The 18,420-nt window shown below is 63.7% G+C and carries 15 protein-coding genes and 1 pseudogene; 5 read left to right on the forward strand and 11 right to left on the reverse strand.

What is annotated here, in order from left to right:
- Positions 1-22: 22 nt before the first annotated feature.
- From ACT3TP_RS10090 to ACT3TP_RS10115, 6 genes and pseudogenes are all read right to left on the reverse strand, one after another.
- Positions 23-766 (reverse strand): anti-sigma factor, encoded by a 744-nt coding sequence (locus tag ACT3TP_RS10090; RefSeq protein WP_096288379.1) that lies wholly within the window; start codon positions 764-766, stop codon positions 23-25.
- Complete coding sequence (locus ACT3TP_RS10095; RefSeq protein WP_096288381.1) at positions 767-1,357, reverse strand: sigma-70 family RNA polymerase sigma factor; 591 nt, start codon at positions 1,355-1,357, stop codon at positions 767-769. It abuts the gene before it with no gap.
- Between the two features lie 181 nt (positions 1,358-1,538).
- Positions 1,539-2,222 (reverse strand): fasciclin domain-containing protein, encoded by a 684-nt coding sequence (locus ACT3TP_RS10100; RefSeq protein WP_096288383.1) that lies wholly within the window; start codon positions 2,220-2,222, stop codon positions 1,539-1,541.
- A 461-nt stretch (positions 2,223-2,683) separates the two neighbouring features.
- Entirely contained in the window at positions 2,684-3,331 is a 648-nt protein-coding gene (locus tag ACT3TP_RS10105; protein WP_444620517.1) for an LLM class flavin-dependent oxidoreductase, read from the reverse strand.
- 83 nt (positions 3,332-3,414) lie between these two features.
- A pseudogene (locus ACT3TP_RS10110) lies at positions 3,415-3,600 on the reverse strand (LLM class flavin-dependent oxidoreductase); the annotation flags it as partial.
- 237 nt (positions 3,601-3,837) lie between these two features.
- Positions 3,838-4,398 carry an ATP-binding cassette domain-containing protein gene (locus tag ACT3TP_RS10115; RefSeq protein WP_444620518.1) on the reverse strand — a complete coding sequence of 187 codons (561 nt, stop codon included), beginning with the start codon at positions 4,396-4,398 and terminating at the stop codon, positions 3,838-3,840.
- Between the two features lie 71 nt (positions 4,399-4,469).
- On the opposite strand from ACT3TP_RS10115, the gene ACT3TP_RS10120 reads away from it, so the two are divergent.
- The 3 genes from ACT3TP_RS10120 to ACT3TP_RS10130 all read left to right on the forward strand — a co-directional run bounded on the left by ACT3TP_RS10120 (position 4,470) and on the right by ACT3TP_RS10130 (position 9,300).
- Positions 4,470-6,239 carry an ATP-binding protein gene (locus ACT3TP_RS10120; RefSeq protein WP_105650495.1) on the forward strand — a complete coding sequence of 590 codons (1,770 nt, stop codon included), beginning with the start codon at positions 4,470-4,472 and terminating at the stop codon, positions 6,237-6,239.
- A gap of 506 nt (positions 6,240-6,745) precedes the next feature.
- The gene (locus tag ACT3TP_RS10125; RefSeq protein ID WP_444620519.1) at positions 6,746-7,222 is read left to right on the forward strand and encodes a hypothetical protein; all 477 of its coding nucleotides are present in this window, start codon (positions 6,746-6,748) and stop codon (positions 7,220-7,222) included.
- Positions 7,223-7,398: 176 nt separating this feature from the next.
- Positions 7,399-9,300, forward strand: a complete 1,902-nt coding sequence (locus ACT3TP_RS10130; protein ID WP_444620520.1) for a glycerophosphoryl diester phosphodiesterase membrane domain-containing protein — start codon at positions 7,399-7,401, stop codon at positions 9,298-9,300.
- Between the two features lie 51 nt (positions 9,301-9,351).
- On the opposite strand, the gene ACT3TP_RS10135 is transcribed toward ACT3TP_RS10130, so the two are convergent.
- Genes ACT3TP_RS10135 through ACT3TP_RS10145 form a run of 3 tightly spaced genes read right to left on the reverse strand, consistent with a single transcriptional unit; the run spans position 9,352 to position 12,361 of the window.
- Positions 9,352-10,587: an ABC transporter permease gene (locus tag ACT3TP_RS10135; protein ID WP_096288389.1), complete on the reverse strand. Its 1,236-nt coding sequence runs from the start codon at positions 10,585-10,587 to the stop codon at positions 9,352-9,354.
- Positions 10,584-11,291: an ABC transporter ATP-binding protein gene (locus tag ACT3TP_RS10140; protein ID WP_096288391.1), complete on the reverse strand. Its 708-nt coding sequence runs from the start codon at positions 11,289-11,291 to the stop codon at positions 10,584-10,586. Before ACT3TP_RS10140 ends, ACT3TP_RS10135 begins: the two co-directional genes overlap by 4 nt.
- Positions 11,291-12,361 (reverse strand): efflux RND transporter periplasmic adaptor subunit, encoded by a 1,071-nt coding sequence (locus ACT3TP_RS10145; protein WP_444620521.1) that lies wholly within the window; start codon positions 12,359-12,361, stop codon positions 11,291-11,293. Before ACT3TP_RS10145 ends, ACT3TP_RS10140 begins: the two co-directional genes overlap by 1 nt.
- A 216-nt stretch (positions 12,362-12,577) precedes the next feature.
- Between ACT3TP_RS10145 and ACT3TP_RS10150 the strand changes: the two genes are divergently transcribed.
- Together ACT3TP_RS10150 and pstS are read left to right on the forward strand one after the other, a co-directional pair.
- A complete protein-coding gene (locus ACT3TP_RS10150) occupies positions 12,578-13,762 on the forward strand; it encodes a cation:proton antiporter (RefSeq protein ID WP_105650490.1) in 1,185 nt (394 codons plus the stop codon).
- Between the two features lie 174 nt (positions 13,763-13,936).
- Positions 13,937-15,079, forward strand: a complete 1,143-nt coding sequence (gene pstS / locus ACT3TP_RS10155; protein WP_444620522.1) for a phosphate ABC transporter substrate-binding protein PstS — start codon at positions 13,937-13,939, stop codon at positions 15,077-15,079.
- A 12-nt stretch (positions 15,080-15,091) separates the two neighbouring features.
- Here the strand turns inward: pstS and ACT3TP_RS10160 are convergent, their stop codons facing one another.
- Both ACT3TP_RS10160 and ACT3TP_RS10165 read right to left on the reverse strand, forming a co-directional pair.
- Entirely contained in the window at positions 15,092-16,744 is a 1,653-nt protein-coding gene (locus tag ACT3TP_RS10160) for an ABC transporter ATP-binding protein (RefSeq protein ID WP_444620523.1), read from the reverse strand.
- The gene (locus ACT3TP_RS10165; RefSeq protein ID WP_444620524.1) at positions 16,741-18,420 is read right to left on the reverse strand and encodes an ABC transporter ATP-binding protein/permease; all 1,680 of its coding nucleotides are present in this window, start codon (positions 18,418-18,420) and stop codon (positions 16,741-16,743) included. Before ACT3TP_RS10165 ends, ACT3TP_RS10160 begins: the two co-directional genes overlap by 4 nt.

An 18,420-nucleotide genomic window follows, 5' to 3' on the forward strand; every position in this document is an offset into this window, starting at 1 on the left:
GAGGTCAACCGCACTGTCATCTCTAGCCGGCGAGCACCATCACCGGATCGGTGGTCGGGGCTTGTGAGCCACCTGCAGGTTCAACCGTCAAGGCTATGGCCGTGCCCTCGGGCATGACGGGGAATTGCGCGGTCCAATTGCCATGGGGCATCACGTCGGCGGGAACCGGGGACTCGCCAGCGGCTATGGTCCACAACTGGTAATCGTGCTGATCGTCGATTGCTGGCAGATCCTGTCCCAGGACAACCGACCCTGTCGAGGAGGCCAGCAGCATCATCTTGCCCTGCCCTTCTGCCATTTCCGAGCTGATGACCTTCACCTGCTGGCCGTCGAGGATGGAAAGCAATTCGTTGCGCTGGGTCTCGGCGGTGGTGGCCCGCTCGTGCTGGTTCACCGCAATGGTTGTCGGCACCGCGATCAGCACCACTGCCGCCGCCGCGGCGGCGAGCCAGCCGAAACGAGGGGCGCGGCGCTGCTTCTGCTCGCGCCGCTCGCTGAGCGAAATCGGTGCCTGGTCGGCTTGGGCCGGCAACGCGGCGAAGATCTTGTCGCGCAACTCCGCCGGCGGCTCGACCGAGGCCGCCTGGTCGATCTGCGCGATCGTTTCGCGGTAGCCGCGAAGCCAGTTGGCGGCTTCCTGGTTGGAACTGGCCAGTTCCTCGGCCTGTTGGCGTTCTTCGGGGGAGTCGAGGGCTTCCAGCGCCAACCCGGTCAGCAGCTCATGCTCGTGGGCGCTCAATGAGCCGTCAGTTTCCTTGTAATTCATTTAGGCCACCTCCAAACATGTTTTCAAGCGCTGCAGGGCGCTGCGGATTCTTGATTTCACCGTAGCCAGCGGCATCTCCCGGCTTTCGGCCACCTGGGCGTAGGTCCGCCCGCCGTAGTAGGTGTCCAAAACCGTCTGCTTTTCCTTAACGGTCAAGGTGTCCAAGCAATGGCGCACCCGCTGCGAATCGACCTGTTCCATGAGGAACTCATCGATTTCGGGGACTTCCCGCTCGACGGTGAAGCTGCGGTCCTCGCGCTGGGTTCGCGCTTCCTCGGAACGAATCCGGTCGATCGCCCGGCGGCGGGCGATCGTCGAAGCCCAGGCATAGATGGTGCCGGAACCTGCACGATAGCCTTGGGCGTTGTTCCAAATCTCGAGCATGACCTCTTGGGTCACCTCCGAGGCTTGGGCCGAATTGCGTATCAGCCGCACCGAGATTCCATAGACGATCGGAGACAGCTCTGCGTACAGCGAATCGAACGCCTGATGCTCGCCGTCGGCGACCCGCTGGCAAACATCGGTCCAATACTCGGCGGAACGGTCGCCAACCGGAGGCCTTGTGCCAGCCGCGCTCCGTGGTGATTCCATGGAGTCGAGCCTAGCACCGGGACTCGCATACAGGCGTACCAAATTACCTCTGTTCGTAGTTCATGCCCCGGACGGCCATCCCGAGTTCTGCCCATTAAACGTCTAGTGGCCGGTGTTTGAAGAGTGAACCACCAAACACCGACCAGCTAAACGCCTGGAGAATTGCTGCTACCGGCTGAGGTTACTTCTTTGCCGGTGGCATCAGCACTTCGTCGACCAGGTAGACGGTCGCATTGGCGGTCTGCACGCCACCACAGATGACCGAAGCACCATTGACTTCGAGCTCGTCGCCGCTGCCGGTGACCTCGAGATCCTGGCCTGCAACGGTGGTGTAGGAGCCCGAAAGATCCGAAGGAACAATCTGGCCGGGGACCACATGGTAGGTCAAGATGCCGCTGAGCGTATCTGCGTCCTCAACTACCGCGTTGAGGTCCTTTTCCGGGATTGCTGCGAAAGCGTCGTCAACCGGGGCGAAGACCGTGAACTCGTCACCATTGAGGGTGTCCACGAGATCTACATCAGGGTTCAACTCTCCCGACACGGCGGCGGTCAGGGTCTTCAGCAGCGGGTTGTTCGAGGCTGCTACCGCCACCGGGTCCTTGGCCATGCCTGCGACCGATCCGTCGCCGCTTGGAACTGCCTCGGCGTAGGCGGCGCAACCGGAGCCAACGAGATTCGCTGCGGGATCCATTTCCGCGTCACCCATGGCAGATTCGCTGGCCATGGCCGAGCTGCTTGGTGCGGCCATGGAGCTGGAGGCCGAAGGCTCGGCGGTTTCTGATCCGGTCGAGCAGGCGGTGAGCCCCATCGCGGCCACTGCCATCAGTCCGAGAGCACCGGCGAAATTGCGATTCATGCGTTTCATGTCTATCTCCTTGCCTTACGACGACTACTCTCGCCGTACTTCCCCGACCCTGTCGGTGCGGGCTGTCATGAAGCATTCGGAGCCGGATGGGCAAAGGATTGAAAAAGTTCTAAGAACTTTTCGGGGAGCTTGAAATCTACCGTTTTCTGGCGGATTACGAGGCACTGAAAGTATCGGGTGGTGTCAGTTCCTCAACTGGTACCACCCAGTAGGTCACGTTATGTGCTGGTGTGATGCGAGAAATTCCCATCGGCAATTCCGGCCCGGCTAGGCGCTCACCGGCTCCCTGATTTCCAGCATGGAGGCGGCCAGCTCAATGACCTCACGTCCGCCCGCGTCCAGACGCTCAGAGACTTGGAGCCGCCGGGAATCAGGCTGGATCATCGCCAATCCGCAACATGATCGGACCAAGGAATTTATTGTCGAGAACTACGCACTCAAGCGGCAGGAGATCTTCAAGATCAGTCCTTCAGCGCGTCTGCCAGGAGCCGGTAGGCCTCCAATCGGTCTTCGGGGTCACTGGCGAGTGTGTTGAGCATAAGTTCATCAGCCCCATGGGTGTCCGCCAAAGCCAAAAGCTCGGCTCGAACCTTGGACGGAGTCCCAACGATCAGTGCCTGGCTGCGCTCCTGGGCCCTCGCGCGTTCCGCCGTGCTCCACTGGTAGCGTGCGGCGGTGGCCGTTGAGGGGATGGGACCGTCGTGCCCAAAATCCTTGCGCACCCGCCAAAGCAGCAGGGCTTCGGCCAGAGCCCTGGCCTGTTCCTCGGTTTCGGCGGTGACAAAGCGGACGGCTAAGACAGTGTGTGGAGTGTGCCCGGAAGCTACTGCTGCCTCACGATAAGCGCTGGTCGCGGCCTCGCCGCCGGTGGGGCGCAGGAAGTGGCCATGAACGTAGCCGGCACCGAGCGTTCCCGGCAACGGCGCGGACGAACCGCCGGCGCCCAACACCCATACGCGCCCGGCAGGCTCGTTGTTTGAAGCAGGGTGGCTAGCATCGAGCTCGTGCACCAACGACGCAACCTTGGCGGCATAATTTGGGTCGCTGAGCGAGGCGCGTCCCACACCGGTATCCACGCGGTCCGGATGAACCGCCGCGAGCAGGCCCATCGCTTCGGTGACTTTTGCGCTGAATAGTAGGGCAGGAGGATGGCGCCGGTACCGATTCTGATCTTGGCTGTGCGCTCTAGCGCCAGGGCAGTCATCATTTCTGGGGCGGCGCTGGCGAAGGACTGCGAATTGTGGTGCTCGGCAAACCAGATGCGATGGTATCCAAGCGCGTCAGCATCCTGTGCCAGTGCTAAGCCGCTGGATAACGCGGCGGCCCGAGTGGGCGCATGCTCGGTGAGTGGAACCTGGTCAAGGATTGAAAGTCTCATGCCGACCGACGTGCCAACTGGTGCTTAGCGGTAAGCCTTAGTGGCATGATGAAGTCCTCTCGACGGTGACGGGTCCGTGGGTGAACTTACCCCGTTGAGCAGCCAGGTGCTGGATGCTGGACCGCAGTTGACGGTCACAGCGGGGCGCGACATTTGCCAACGTAGAGCTCAGGATCTGTATATATCGTTGTGCAGGGTCGTCACTTTTACCAGCGGCGAATAATTTTCGACATCTACTTAGGCTCGCCCGCAGCGTCGCGTCCCACACCGACCCGATGTTCGGCCAGCGCGGATTAGTTCACGTCGTATTGAGGGTTCGACGAGCAGGTTCATGATTATCTGGTCCGCTTCGAGGTCCAGATTTGGAGTTGCCGTGTCAATTAGGAGGATCTTTGGGTTGCGCAGCAAAACGCGGGCAATTGCGATACGCGTCCGATGTCCTCCAGAGACGCCCGTGCCGGTCATCTGTATTTCATGGGCAGCGCTGAAGAATATCGCACATTGGTTGTTCAAATTTTGCGAACGGAGATGAGTTGTTGAAAACTGACACGGTATTCGGGTGAAGCAGCCGCTGATTAAAGGATTTGTCGAGCAATCGGCGGGAACCCAAGACCGGGACGGACCGGGTATAGAGGAGCAGAGGTGGATTCGAGTACGATTTGACCTCGTGTTGCTACCTATCGGAGTGTAGCCAACCAGCCTGACGAACTCTGGTCGTATTTCAATATCCCAACCACCAACTTCCACTACTCTAACTATTACTTTCACACTATCGCCGCTTACTTCAACAACTTTCACAATTATTGCTGGGAAGAGTGAAAGTAAATGGTTAGAGTAGAGATGTGAGTAGTTCAAGTGATAGTCGAGATATGAATGTCCCTACGGAGACTAGCCAAGGCGAGCTAAGCGCAGTGGTAGATCGATTGCGTGCCATTGACACGGATTCACGTTTCATAGAGGTTAAGTCGGCCGCCGGGGGGTTCCCCAAATCGATCAGGGAAACTATCAGCGCGTTCAGTAACAGCGCTGGGGGTGGACTAGTTCTGCTGGGGCTAGACGAAAGATCAGGTTTCGAGCTCTCCGCTGGATTCGACGCACAAGCCATCGCAGAAGCGGCAATCGCTATGGTTAGACCGCGAAAGCTCAAAGAAGAAAGTGGTCCGATAACGCCGACGCCGATTGTGGACGTTAACATCGCTCCTTTTGAAGGCGGCAAAGTGGTGATGCTTGAAGTTAGCGAACTTGAACCGCATCAGAAGCCTTGTTTCGTTACCGACAAAGGGCCTAGCAATGGAAGTTTCCGTCGACTGCACGACGGCGACCATAGACTCAATGAGTTTGAAGTCTACACATTGCAAAGTAATCAAAAGCAGCCCAAAGACGACGTGCAACCTGTTGAGGGTGCAACCCTGGAAGATCTCGATTCGGAAGCTATACAGTCTTTTCTGCGGAAACTACGTACCGGTCGCGGAGCAATCTTCTCTAAGCTCAGTGATCAAGAGACGTTGGTCAGAAACGGGATTTTGGCCGCCGATGGTAGAACACCAACACTTGGCGGTTTGTTGAGCTTCGGAGTCTATCCGCAACAGTATTTGCCGCAGCTGATGATTACAGTCGCCGAATTTCCAGGAACGGATAAAGGAACGGTCCTTGAGGGAGTTAAGCTCCTGAACCGGCAGACCATTGAAGGGAACATACCGCTCATGCTTGAAGGTGCGGTGACCGAAGTAATTAAATCGCTTAAGGTTCGTCGCGTAGTCCGTGGTGCAACAGTGGATGAAATTCCAGAGATCCCGGTAGTGGTGATACGCGAGGCCATCGCCAACGCATTGATGCACCGCGACTATTCAGTTTTCACACAGGGAGAGCAGATCCGTGTCGAATTATTTACGGACCGCCTTGTGGTAGAGAATCCCGGAGGAATCTATGGAGGCAGGGATCGAGAGGACCTGTGGCGTGGAATTTCCTTATCTAGAAATGGCATGCTTGCGCGCTTACTGCCGATGGTGAGAATGCCGGGTAGCGAGACAACGGTTTCCGAAAATTTAGGTACCGGTTTGCAAACGATGCTGCACGGCATGCGGGAAACCGGGTTGGATGCACCCATTATCTATTCGTCACTTCAGCAATTTAGCGTCACGCTACCGAGATATGGCCTCATGACCGAGAGCGTGCGAGAGCGGATGCAGCAAATTGGAGCAGGAGAACTCCACCTTGATCATCAGCGCGTCATTGCTTTAAGGGACACTGGACAGCCTTTGTCAGTGGGCAGTATTCGACAGCTTCTTGCCATCGATGGCGAAGATATTCGAGACATACTTGAATCGTTGGTCAAGGGTGGTTGGCTCGAGTATCCGAAACGCCGCAATGATCCATATCCGGACGGACCTCGCTTGCGCGAGCTTCCCGGAATCAACACTAAGTCGAATGCTCCGAGTCGCGCGTCAGCCGGTAATGCCGAAGGCCTCATTCGTGCATGCTTTGAATCTCATGAAGAACTCAATACGCAGGCTGTTGCCGCGTTGACTGGCTATCACCCAAATACAGTCAGACGTTATGTAAGTAAACTTGTCGAAGCAGGGTGGCTTGTCTCTGTTGGGTCAACCACCAGTCCGCAGCGAACCTATCGAAAGAAATAAACGACGCCTTTCTTCTGCGGTGTGCGACCGGCTTGCCGCCCAGGCGATCGCACATCTTCGACCTGGTCTGGTACAGGCCTGTGGACTCCACGTTCTTGCAGTAAGACTTGTACTTCCCGGTGATCGAATCCAGCGCTACGGGTGAGAGTGAAGCGGGCCGTTTGGACACGCGGTGAGTGGCTGGACATGACATCGCCGGTGGTGGGACGCCACAGGCCCATGCGGAACATGACGGCCGCTCGTTATTGTAAGTCTGCAGCAGTGACTCGTCGATTCGTCCGGGTTATGTGCTGCCGCTGGCCATGAATCTGCTCCTTAAATAAGACTGCCTGCAGAGTAAGGGTAGCCGGAGCATCACGCTGCTTATTTGTTTGTTTTGTAGTACTTCGGGTGGAGCTACTAGCGCCGAGATCTCCATTCACGGGGCGAGGTGAAGCCGTCCATCCTGCTTGTACTGTGGATCTTGCCGCGAAACCCAACAAAGCAAACATGAGCGAAGGAAAAGAATGAAAATTGCCCAGAACACGAAGACGAAACGAATCTCGAAAATTCTCGGGGCAAGTTCATTGCTTGTTGTCTTGGGTCTATCGGCCACCGCCTGCGGCATGGTTGAGTCCTTCGGCAGACAGACCACGGATGCCTGGAGCGTCACCTACGAAGTGTCGGTGACCGGGGGAACCGTCAATGGCATTGATGACGTGAAGTACCTGGAGGCACCGACTCGAGGCGAAGCTTCCAGTGAAACCGCGGTTGGCGAGGTGGCGACAACAAATGATCCGGCAAAAAAGCGGAGCGCCACATGGCAGGAAACGGTCATGGTGACGGCCGAAGAAGAAGCCGGAGTCTCAGCCGCCCCACGTGTCGGAGCCACAGCCACCTGCCGAGTCCTGCTCGACGGCGTCAAGGAAATCGCGGCGGTCACCGGGGAGCCCGGAAAGCCGGTGGAATGTGCGGTTAGCACGCCGGCCTTCGCCAAAAAATAGCAGGACCGTACCAGCCATTGGCACCGATCCGCCGAAGATGGCCGCCGCCCGAAGATCCCAGCCGCAGGGCGCGCAAGTCGTGCAGTTCTAGAATAGGAAGAGACCAAGGCCAACTACTTCCAAAACGTTGCACTGGCGCCATATTGCACACGAAACCTGAAAGTAGGACCCGGACGATGAAGGAACCCTCGGGAGGCGGTGAAGCGGCCCAAAGCGCCGGCCCCGCAACGCGTGGTTCGGACCGGTCCGGGCAAGGACTCGGACGGTTGGCTGCGCATTCGGCTCTTGGGCTCATCACCCATGGGCTGCGCCTGGGGCATGCGCACGTTCTGCGGTATCTCGCCGTCATCATCACCCTGCAGCTGGTCAACGCACTGGCCGTGATCCCCGGGGTCAAGGCGCTATTCACCTTGGCCTTGGAATCCTGCGGGCTGTCGAACCTCACCGATCGCAATTTGCCGGTGATGCTTGCGGACCCGAGCGCCGTCTTATTGCTCCTTTTGATCGCCGTCCTGGTGCTGCTCGCGATGGGCCTGCAGTTCTCTGCCCTCATCGTCATGGTCAATCGACAGCAAGCCGGCCTGCCACCAACCATGCGCGGCATAGTCAGCGAGACCTGCAGCGCCTTGGGCCGCTTTGCCCGGTACCCCTCGCCGCTGCTCATGGCCTACCTATTCGTGGTGCTTCCGCTCGGTGGGCTCGGCCTGTCTTCCGTGCTCATCCAAGGCATCGATATCCCGCCGTTCATCACCCGGGAGTACCTGAAGACACCACTGAGCGGCAGCTTGTATGCCGCCATCATCGGCGCAGTGATCTACCTCAATCTGCGCCTGATGCTGACGCTGCCAATGTTCGTGGTGGGCCGGCGACGGCCCTATCGCGCGATCGTCGAGAGCCTGCGTGCCACCCGGCGGACTTTCTGGCGCTCCGCGGCGCTGCTGGGTGTTCCGGTGCTGGCTTCCGCCCTGTTGATGTCATTTATCGTCGAGTTCCTGGTGTGGGGCTCGGCCGCCGCTGGCGGATTCCTGGAGGCCGAAGGGGCGGCCTGGGCCGCTTCGCTCAGCATCGGTGTTGGCCAGGGCCTGGGATTCCTGGTCATTGGCGCAACGACCGTGGTCATCATCCAGGTGCTCGTGGCAGCTACCCGGTCCCGGCTCGGGCTGCCAAATGATTTGGCCAGCTTGCGGGAACCGGCGCCCGCCATTGGGTCAAGGCTGCTCCGTGCGATGGGAGCCGCGGCTGCCTGCGCACTGGTGCTCGCCGGAAGCGTGAATGCGGCCCCGGTTATGGCCGGCACCTTTTCGCGTGCCGCCGACACCGCCATTCTGGCGCACCGTGGATTCTCCGGCGGCGGAGTGGAAAACACCATCGGCGGGTTGGAAGCCGCCGCAAAGCTGCAGCCGGACTACGTCGAGGCAGATTTCCAGGAGACCAAGGACGGCCACTTCGTGGCCAGCCACGATACCAATCTGCTGGTTGTCGCCGGACGCAACGAGAACATTTATGACATGAGCGTTGCCGAGGTCACCGCCGTGACCCAATCCGTGGGAGGGTTCACCGGCAAGATTCCCACCATGACCGAGTACCTGAACCGGGCAGCGGAACTGCAGATCCCGCTGCTGGTTGAACTCAAGGTGACCGGGCATGAGTCCGCCGGCTACCTCGATCGTTTCCTCGCCGAGGTGGATGCAACGGGGAGTGCCGAGGCGAATATCTATCACTCGCTGGATCCAGAAGCCGTGCGCGAGATCAAGCAGCGCCGCCCGGAACTGCAGGTGGGGCTGACGATTGCCATGAGCATCGGAGCCATTCCCGACGTCGCAGCCGACTTCATCGTCGTGGAACAGGCCTCCTTCAATCCAGCGGTGCTGCGCGCGGCTCAAGCCGAAGGCAAACCGGTCTTTGTCTGGACGGTTAATGACGAGGCGACCATTCGCGAACTATTGAGCCTCGGAGTGGACGGCATCGTGACCGACAGCGTAGATATTGCCTTGCACGACAGGGAACTGGTCTCCAGCAGCCCGCGCTCCGCCTACCGGGTGGGGGTAGCCCTGGCCCACCTGGATCTGTTCCGGTAGCCAGAACCCCCACCGGGCCAACCCGGGTGGGCCTGCCCGGCCAACGGCGTATCAGACGCGGATCGCGTCGACGATGCGTACCCGGGCGGCCACCAGGGCGGGCAGGACGCCGGTCAACGCGCCGACGGCAATGGACACGCCCATGCCCAGCAGCGCGGCCTGCACCGGGAACCCGGGCATCTCATCCAGCCCGGTGGCCATCACGGCATTGATCAGCTTCGGGTTTGAGACCAGGGCCACGGAGATCAGCACCCCGAGCCCGCCGGCCACGGCGGTGGCCACCACGCTTTCCATCATCACCGAGAAGAACACCCGACCGGTGGTGGCGCCGAAGCTGCGCCGGATCCCGACCTCGCGGATCCGCTGCTTCATCGTCACCATGGCCACGTTGAGCAGGCTCAGCGAACCCAGCAGCAAAATGATGCCGGCGATCGAGCTGACCACCAGGGCGAACTGCTTCAGGGACTCGTCGTTGCCCCAGGCCAGGTAGTCCTGGCGCTGGGAATCGACGACGTAGCCGGGAAGTTCCGCCTGCATCTGCCGGGCGAAATGACTGGCCAGTTCCTCGGAGCCCTCGATGGGCACCCACATGGCATAGCTGACATCGCTGAGCGGGGCGGCGGCCGCGAACCAGTGCTCGTAGGTCTCGGGCAGCATCCACATTTGCCCCATCGATCCGTAGCCCCGTGTGGAGGTGGCGCCGATGACGGTGACCGAAACGTCGCCGCCGAGGCCGCGCAGCTCGATGGTCGCCGGCAGCGTGCCCTCTTCCATGCCCAGCGCGCTGAGCGTGGTCTTGTCCACGACCACCGCGGGGGAGAGGTTCTGCGCGTCGGCGTCCTCCAGCCAGCGTCCGTGCTGGGCGAAGATCCGGTGCATCGGGCCATAGTCCGGGTCGACCACCTGCATCTCGGTATCCACCGACAGGCCCTGGCGGACCGCCTGCGTCCCGAAGGTGCGGCCGATCAGCGAGGTGTACTCGATCTTGAAGCGCTCGCTGGTTTTCTCGAAGGCCGCGGTGATCTCCGCGGAGCTCTGCGGCGGTCCTTGGCTGGCGGGGTCCATGGCGTAGGTGCTGATCATCGCCGGACGCCCGTTGCGCTCGAGCTGTTCGGTCATCAGCTGCTGGGCCATTTGCGCTCCGGCCACCGCGGTGGTCAGCGAGGCCACCGCGATGGTCACCCCGATCAGCGAGAGCAGCACCCGCAGCCGGTGGATGCGCAGCTCCTGCCAGGCCTCGAGCAAGGCGGCGATGAATCCGGTGAAGATGCGGGCCAGGGTGTTCATCGCGCGGCCTCCTGGCTCAGCGGATGCAGCCGTCCGCCGTCGAGGCTCAAGCGCTCGCGGGCCAGCGCCGCAACATTGGAATCGTGGGTGATGGTGATCAGCGCGGCGCCGGATTCGACGGTGGCCGCATCCAATAGCTCCATCACCGCGCGGCCGGTGGCCACGTCCAGCGCGCCGGTGGGCTCATCGGCGAGCACCACGCGCGGGCGGCGGACCAGGGCGCGGGCGATGGCCACGCGCTGCTGCTCGCCGCCGGACAGGGTCTGCGGCATGGAATCGAGCCGGGCGCCAAGCCCCACCCGGTCCAGCGACTCGGCGGCCAGCCTGCGGCGTTGCCAGAAGTCGCGGCCGCTGGAGTACATCAGCGGCGCCATCACATTCTCCAGCGCGGTGCGTCCGGGCAGCAGGTTGAACTGCTGGAAGACAAAACCCAGGTCCCGGCCGCGGGCCGCGGCCGCCTGCCGGGCGCTGAGCTTCGTGGCGTCCTTTCCCCGCCAGGCCAGGGCGCCGGAGGTCGGCCGGTCCAGCAGTCCGAGGATGTTCAGCAGCGTGGACTTCCCGGTGCCCGAGCGCCCGACGATGGCGATATGGTCGCCCTCGGTGACGGTCAGGTCGATACCGGACAAAATGCGCAGTTCGCTGTCATCGGGCAGCCGGACGCTGCGGGTGACGTTCTCAAGCTTCAGCAGCTGAGCAGAACTCATCAGGGGTACATCTCCATTCCCGGGCCTTCAGCCGGCTCGGGAGCGGAGCCCGGAACGTAGCGCAGCACCTCGGCTCCGGCCTCCAGTCCGGAAGCCACCTCGACGACCTTGCCGTCGGTGACCCCTAGCTGCACCTCGGTGCGGATCTCCTTGCCGTTCTCGTCGAGCAGCCACACGGCGCCGCTGCCGACCAGCCCGCGGACCGCGGTGACCGGTACGGTCAGCACCTCTTCGGCGGTTCCGGCCTCGATGTCCATGGCCATGGACAGCCCATCGAAAACGACGGTGTCCGCCGGAACGTCACAGGAAATTTCGCTGCCCGAGGCACTGGAGCCCTGCCCTTCGGCGGATATCGAGCCCATCCCCGGGTCCAGCTCCTGCTCCGGTGAATCGGCGTCCACCGTGGCCGAGGCGGTATCGCCCACGCTCAGATCCTTGCAGGTGAAGGGCTCGGGCCCGCCCTCGATGGTGATCGTGGCTTCGAGAGTTCCATCCATGAGCCGGTAGCGGTCCAGCGGGCTGATCGCCCCGACCGCCTTGAAGTTCTGCGGTTGCACCTTGGCCAGGTCGGCGCCCTTGGTGACCTCGTCGTCGAGCTCGATGGCAAATTTGCCGACCTTGCCGGTGGCCGGGGCGTACACGTCGTGGTAAGTCACCACGGGCTCGGCGGCCTGCACCGGTTCCTCCCCGGCGGAGGATTCTTGATCGGACTCGGTGGTCTCGGCGGCTTCGGGTTGGGTTTCGGCGCGGATCTGGAAGATCCGGTCGCCCTTGCTCACGTGGTCACCGGGTTTCACGAAGGCCCAGTTCACTACGCCGTCGAGCGGGGCGTTCAGCGGCTGCGCCGCATCGAGCTTGATGCTCCCGGAAATCGACAGGGTGTTCTCCACGGTGCCCGTTTCCACCATGATTGTTTCGGCCGGCACCTCGCCGGTGGGATATAGCTGGTCCTCGGCGGCCGAGCTGCTGCCGGTGAAGGCGAGCTTGACCAGGCTGACGGCGACGAGGGCGCCGATCAGCAGCCAGGCGGAAGGAAGGATGAAGCGGCGGAATATGCGGCGTTGGCTCATGCAGTAACTCTTTTCACCATTCAATGAATAGCAAAGCGTCCAGCAAATACCAAGCTTATTTGCGGAATAAGCCCATCTTTAACCGAAAATGTTGGATTTTTACTCTACAGGTCAGCTACGACCTGCTTCTGGAGTAAAAGTACTGCGCCGCGGTTCACGGGTGCCGTTGGCGGTGGCGCGGCGCGCTGCGGGCTTCGCATCGCTTAAGCTGGCGACATGCATCATGAGCTCGTCGAGAATCTCACCTCCGTGTGGTGGATCGCCCTGGCCGCGGCGGTGGCCCCACTGCTGGCCATTGCGACCCGGCGCTATGCGCCCGATGTCGTGTGGCTTCTGGCCTTCGGCACCTTGATCGGGCCGAACCTGCTTGGCCTGGCCGAGCAAACCGAAGCGGTGGGATTCCTGCGCGAGCTGGGCATGGGATTCCTGTTCCTGCTGGCCGGATTCGAGGTCAACACCGCGGATATGCGCGCCGCGCAGGGCAAGCGGGCGGCTGCCACCTGGATGATTTGCGCGGCCCTTGGCATCGGCGCATCATTTTTCATCGTGCAGGGGGATTGGCCCGCCGCGATCGCCTTCGGCATCGCCTCGACCTCCACGGCGCTGGGCACCTTGCTGCCGATTCTGAAGGATTCGGGCACCATGGACACGGCGCTGGGCAAGGCCGTGATGGTGCATGGCGCCTATGGCGAATTGCTGCCGATCGTGGCCATGTCGTTGCTGCTGTCCACCCGGGGTACCTGGGTGGCGGCCGGGCTGCTCGTGCTCTTCGCGCTCATCGCCGTAATGGCCATCGCCATCCCGGCGCGTTTCTTCCGGCGCGTGCCCTTGCTGGCCCGCGCCTTCTCCAAGGCCTCGAATTCCACCATGCAGACGATGATGCGGCTGACGGTGCTGCTCCTGGTCTCGCTGATGCTGGTGACCGCGGTCTTCGAGCTGGACGTGGCCCTCGGCGCGTTCGCCGCCGGGATCCTGGCCAATGCGGTGCTCAAGGCGGTGAAGGCAGAGCATGCCGCAGAGGTGATGCACAAGGTGGAAATCGTGGGATTCAGCTTCCTGATCCCGGTGTTCTTCGTGACCAGCGGCATGAATATCAACCTCGCGCAGGTCGCCGCGCAATGGCCGATGCTGCTGGGATTTGTCGCGCTGATCATCCTCGTCCGCGGCCTGCCGGTGTTCCTGCGCGAACGGTTCGCGCCGCGCAGCTCGGGACGCGGCGGCACGCGCGAGTCGCTGGCCTTGGGCTTCTATGCCGCCACCGGGCTGCCCATTATCGTCGCGGTCACGCAGCTTGCGGCCTCCAGCGGGATTCTCTCCGAGGTGACCGTGTCCGTGATGGTCACCGGTGGTGCGCTGACGGTGCTGATCTTTCCTGCGGCCGCGAAGTTGCTGGCCCGCTGATTGATTTGTCCGGGAGCTTCGCGGCGCCGGAGAATCGCGCACCGCGTGCCTGCCCGATTCGGCGTAAGGTGGTTGCACCAGCGCGAAGTAATGCGTTTCGAGCTTTGAGCATTATGATGCTTGACTTGTGTCTTCAGCCTGTCCAATAATTCATCCAAGATTTGAGGAGCACCCGTGCGCCCCAGCTTCCCCCGCCGGTCGGCATCTGCCCGTTCACCCAAGCTCATAGTCGCCGCGAGCCTGGTTGCGACACTTTTGCTCGCCGGATGCGGCTCGGACTACCCGTTGGGCGAAGCGCAGCGGAATGCCGCCGAGGGCAATACCTCGAATCTCAAAGGCACGCTGACCGGAGGCGGATCCACGGCGCAGAACTCCGCCATGAACGCCTGGACCACCGAATTCGCCACGCTGCACCCCAAGGTCCAGGTGCAGTACGCCTCGGTGGGCTCCGGCGCGGGGCGCGCCGGACTGCTCGCCGGCGGCACCGAATTCGCCGGATCCGATGCGTACCTCAAGGAGGAAGAGGTCCAGCGCTCGATCGAAACCTGCGGTCCGCAGGGCGCGATCAACATCCCCGCCTATATCTCCCCGATCACCATCGCCTTCAACCTGCCCGGGATCAGCGAACTGAATATGGACGCAGAGACCGTCGCCAGGATCTTCTCCGGCGAAATCCGCTCCTGGCAGCATCCCGCCATCACCGCGCTGAATCCGGGTGTGGAGCTGCCCGATGTTCCGCTCACCGGGGTGGCCCGCGCCGATGACTCGGGTACCACCGAGAACTTCACCGAGTACCTGCACAGCGTCGTCCCCGAAGCCTGGGACCATGAGCCCGATGGCGGCTGGCCGGATGCGACCGGCCTGGAAAAGGCCCAGGGCAACGCCGGGGTGGTGACCACGGTAACCCGTGCGGTGGGCGCGGTGACCTATGCCGATGACTCCCTGGTGGATGAGAATCTGGGCAAGGTGAAGCTGAAGGTCGGCGGCGAATTCGTGGCCGTCAGCGGCGAGGCCGCGGCCCTGGCGGTAGCCGAATCCGAACGCGTCGAGGGCCGCAAGGAGCACGACATCGCCCTGGAGCTGGACCGGAAAACCACCGCCGAGGGCGCCTACCCGCTGGTGCTGGTCTCCTATCTGCTGTTCTGCAGCAGCTATGCTGATGCGCAGACCGTGGAATTGGCCAAGACCTTCGGCCAATACGTGGTCAGCGACAAAGGCCAGAAGGTGGCCGCCGACTCGGCCAAGAGCGCCCCGATGCCCGAGCGGCTTGCCGAAGAAGCCCGCACCGCCATCGATTCGATAACCGCCAGCCCCTAGCCGCGGCGGACCCTAAGCATCCCGGGGCTGGGCCAGCGCGTGGAGGGAAACCACCCGGTGGGCCGCCGCAATGGTGTCCGGGCGATGGGCGATAAGCAGCGTGGCACGCCGAGTCGGCTTCTTCAAGAGCGCCATAATGGCCTGATCCGCGTCGGGATCCAGCGATGCGGTGGCCTCGTCGAGGATCAGCACCTTCGGGTTGCGCAGCAGCGCGCGGGCGATGGCGATGCGTGCGCGCTGCCCGCCGGAGACCCCCGACCCGTGCTCGCCCAGCACAGTATCCAGGCCCAGCGGCAACCCGGCGTGCGCCTCGAGAAGTCCGGCGTCCCTGGCGGCCGCTTCGACCTGCGCCGCGCTGGCCTGCGGATCGCCCAAGACGATATTCGAGCGGATGGTTCCGCGCAGCACCGGCGAGGACTGGGGCACCACCGAAATCCCGGCGCGCAAGTCCCGCTCGTCCAGGCCGCGCAAATCCGCGCCGTCCAGCCGGATGCTTCCCGAGTCCGGGTCCCACAGGCGCAGCGCAAGACGCGCCACGGTGCTCTTTCCGCTGCCGGAGACCCCGGTCAGGGCCAGGATTTCACCCGGCGCCAGGCGCAGGTTGAAGTCCTTGAGCACCGGAAGGCCCGCGGTGTAGCCGAAGCCCACCTGCTCGAAGACCAGGCCTTGTTCGCCCGGCCGGGCGGGGGCCGCTAGATCCGGGAAAATCTCCGCGGACTCCGGGGCGGCGGAATCGAGCAGCTGCGCGATGCGCTCGGCCGCGGCGCGCAGGGTCCCGGTATTGCGCAGCAGATCGGAGATCTGCGCCGCCGGAGAGATCCCGGCCACGGCGATGGCGATGGCCAGCGGAATATCCGCGGCCGCGATGCCGGAGCGCTGGGCCAGGACCACCAGGATGGTGCCGAGCACGGATAGGCCGATCAGCAGCTCGCCGGCCGCGCGTTCGGCTCCGACCCGGGAGGCCTCGCGGAGCTGGATGCGCGCCAGCGCGCGGGTGTCCCCGGTCAGCGAGTCCCATTGCCGTTCCAGCGCCCCGGCACCGCTCAGCTCGCGCAGTCCGCGGACCGTGTCCACCAGATCGGCGCGCAGCCGCGCCGCGCCGGCGGCCAGCCTTGCACCGTCGGCGCTGGCCCGGCGGGCGGTGAGCCAGGGCAGCAGCGAGGCCAGGATGAGCAGCGGAACCCAGACCAGCAGCAGCCAGCCGCTGATCTGCAGCGAGAGCACCACCCCGGTGCCCAGCACCAGCCCCGCACCGAGTAGCTGCGCCACGGTATGCGCGTAGAGCCATTCGAGCGTTTCGATATCGCCGAGCACCGTGGTGGCCAGGTCCCCGCTGCGCCGGGGGCGCCGGCGCTCGGGCAGGATGCGCGCCAGGACCGCGAAGGCCCGTGCGCGCAGCACCCCGATGATCCGGTAGGCCAGATCGTGGGACACCCAGGATTCCCGCCAGGCCAGCAACGCGCCCAGCACCCCCGCGGCGCAGAGCGCAGCCACTAATCCGGAAAGCCCGGTCAGCTCGCCGGCAAGCGCGTGCCCCACCGCGTAGGACAGGCCCAGCGCAATGCCCAGGGTGAGCAGCGCGCTGAGCACATTCCACACGATCGCTTCGAGAAAGAGGCCGGGGCGGGCGGCGATGACCGGAAGGAGCTTCAGCACCGATTTCATGGGTTCGCCCTTGCCTGCAGGTCCGCGCCGGGGAGCGCTCCGTCGCCGGTGCGCAGCAGGCTTCCGGCGCTGAAATAGGCCCAGCCGGTAGCGTGGCGCAGGGCGCTGGGCCGGTGCGCGATCAGCAGCAGCGTGCGTTTGCCGGCGAATTCGGCCACCGCATCCATGACCTCCGCCTCGGTGGCCGCGTCCAGCGCCGAGGTCACCTCGTCGAGCACGAGCAGCGGCGCGGGGCTGAGCAGCCCGCGGGCGATGGCCAGCCGCTGGCGCTGGCCGCCGGAGAGCTGCTCGCCGTTTTCGGACAATACCGTGCCGTACCCGGCGGGCAGCCGCCGGATCGTCTCGTGGATGCCGGCCGCCCGGGCCGCCGCTTCCAGCTCGGCGGCGCCGGCCGTGGGGTTGCAGAGGCGCAGGTTCTCCGCCACCGTCCAGGCGAAGAGCACCGGGTCCTGGGCGATGACCACCACGCTGCGCGCGCGGGCGGCCGCGGTGTAGTCGCGCAGCGCGACGCCGTCCAGGCTGATGCTTCCGGTCTGCGGGTCGATCTCCCGCTCCAGCAGCCGAGCCAGCGTGCTCTTCCCGGAGCCGGAGGGGCCGATGATGGCCAGCCGCTGGCCGGAGGCGACGTGCAGGCTGACCGCGTGCAGGCCGCGCCGGGTGTGCGGATAGCTGAAGGACAGCTCCTCCAGCTCAAGCCGCCCGGATTGCGCCGGGTGCGGCCAGCTTCCGGTTTCGGCGTGCCCGGGGGTGCGGGAGAGCAGGTCCTCCAGCCCGTCCACGGCGCTGAGCCCCTGGTAGCCGGCATGCCAGCAGGTGCCCAGCTCCTGGATGGGGCGGAAGCATTCGCGGGCGAGCAGCAGCACGGTGAGCGCGCCGACCGCCTGGATCTGCCCGGACATCACGGCGGCCAGGGCGACACCGACGGCGAGCACGGTGCCCAGATGCAGGGCCATGGTGCTCAGCGCGGTTTCCACCAGGGACAGCCGCAGCTGGCGCATGGTGCGTCCGCGCAGCTCTTCGTCCTGCGCGGCCAGGCGCTGGCCGGTGCGGGCCGTGGCTCCGAAGCTGCGCAGCAGCGGGATATGCTGCAGGGATTCCAGGTAATCCGAAGAGAGCCGCGAGAAGGCCGCCCACCGCCCGCGCCCGTTCTTCAACAGCCGGGCATCCCAGGCGCGCGGGGCGAGCACCGCCAGAGCGGCCGCGCCGCCCAGCAGCAGGCCGGCGGCCGGCGAGGCGAGCGCCACGAGCAGCACGACGGCGGCCGGAACCACGAGGACCGTGAGCAGCTGCGGCAGATACCGGGTGTAGTAGGCCTCGAGGCCGTCCACCCCGTCGATGATCGTGGCGGTGGCCGCACCGGTATCCCGTTCCGCGGCCGGCACCGCGTTCAGCTGGCCGAAAAGCCGGGCCCGCAAGCGGATCCGCACCCCGGCGCCGAGGTAGGCCGCCAGCCACTCGCGCAGCCACAAAACTGCGGAGCGGGCCAGCAGCACCACGCCGAGGAACCCGAAGGAGCCCAGCAGGTCCGCCTCCTCGGCCATCAGCGCCCGCAGCGCCTGCGCGGTGCCCCAGGCGAAGGCGATGTGCAGCGCGCAAATGAGCAGCGACAATCCCGCGAGGGCGAGGATGGCCGGCCGGATGGCTCCGGCCAGTTCGAGCAGCCGCCGGTGGATCAT

The sequence above is a fragment of the Glutamicibacter sp. AOP38-B1-38 genome (assembly GCF_052377485.1).
GTDB lineage: Bacteria > Actinomycetota > Actinomycetes > Actinomycetales > Micrococcaceae > Glutamicibacter.

Bases quoted from the DNA above. Each gene is read 5' to 3' on its own strand.
- ACT3TP_RS10090 (WP_096288379.1), bottom strand. From the start codon at position 766: ATGAATTACAAGGAAACTGACGGCTCATTGAGCGCCCACGAGCATGAG.
- ACT3TP_RS10095 (WP_096288381.1), bottom strand. From the start codon at position 1,357: ATGGAATCACCACGGAGCGCGGCTGGCACAAGGCCTCCGGTTGGCGAC.
- ACT3TP_RS10100 (WP_096288383.1), bottom strand. From the start codon at position 2,222: ATGAAACGCATGAATCGCAATTTCGCCGGTGCTCTCGGACTGATGGCA.
- ACT3TP_RS10105 (WP_444620517.1), bottom strand. From the start codon at position 3,331: ATGGGCCTGCTCGCGGCGGTTCATCCGGACCGCGTGGATACCGGTGTG.
- ACT3TP_RS10120 (WP_105650495.1), top strand. From the start codon at position 4,470: ATGAATGTCCCTACGGAGACTAGCCAAGGCGAGCTAAGCGCAGTGGTA.
- ACT3TP_RS10125 (WP_444620519.1), top strand. From the start codon at position 6,746: ATGAAAATTGCCCAGAACACGAAGACGAAACGAATCTCGAAAATTCTC.
- ACT3TP_RS10130 (WP_444620520.1), top strand. From the start codon at position 7,399: ATGAAGGAACCCTCGGGAGGCGGTGAAGCGGCCCAAAGCGCCGGCCCC.
- ACT3TP_RS10135 (WP_096288389.1), bottom strand. From the start codon at position 10,587: ATGAACACCCTGGCCCGCATCTTCACCGGATTCATCGCCGCCTTGCTC.
- ACT3TP_RS10140 (WP_096288391.1), bottom strand. From the start codon at position 11,291: ATGAGTTCTGCTCAGCTGCTGAAGCTTGAGAACGTCACCCGCAGCGTC.
- ACT3TP_RS10145 (WP_444620521.1), bottom strand. From the start codon at position 12,361: ATGAGCCAACGCCGCATATTCCGCCGCTTCATCCTTCCTTCCGCCTGG.
- ACT3TP_RS10150 (WP_105650490.1), top strand. From the start codon at position 12,578: ATGCATCATGAGCTCGTCGAGAATCTCACCTCCGTGTGGTGGATCGCC.
- ACT3TP_RS10160 (WP_444620523.1), bottom strand. From the start codon at position 16,744: ATGAAATCGGTGCTGAAGCTCCTTCCGGTCATCGCCGCCCGCCCCGGC.
- ACT3TP_RS10165 (WP_444620524.1), bottom strand. From the start codon at position 18,420: ATGATCCACCGGCGGCTGCTCGAACTGGCCGGAGCCATCCGGCCGGCC.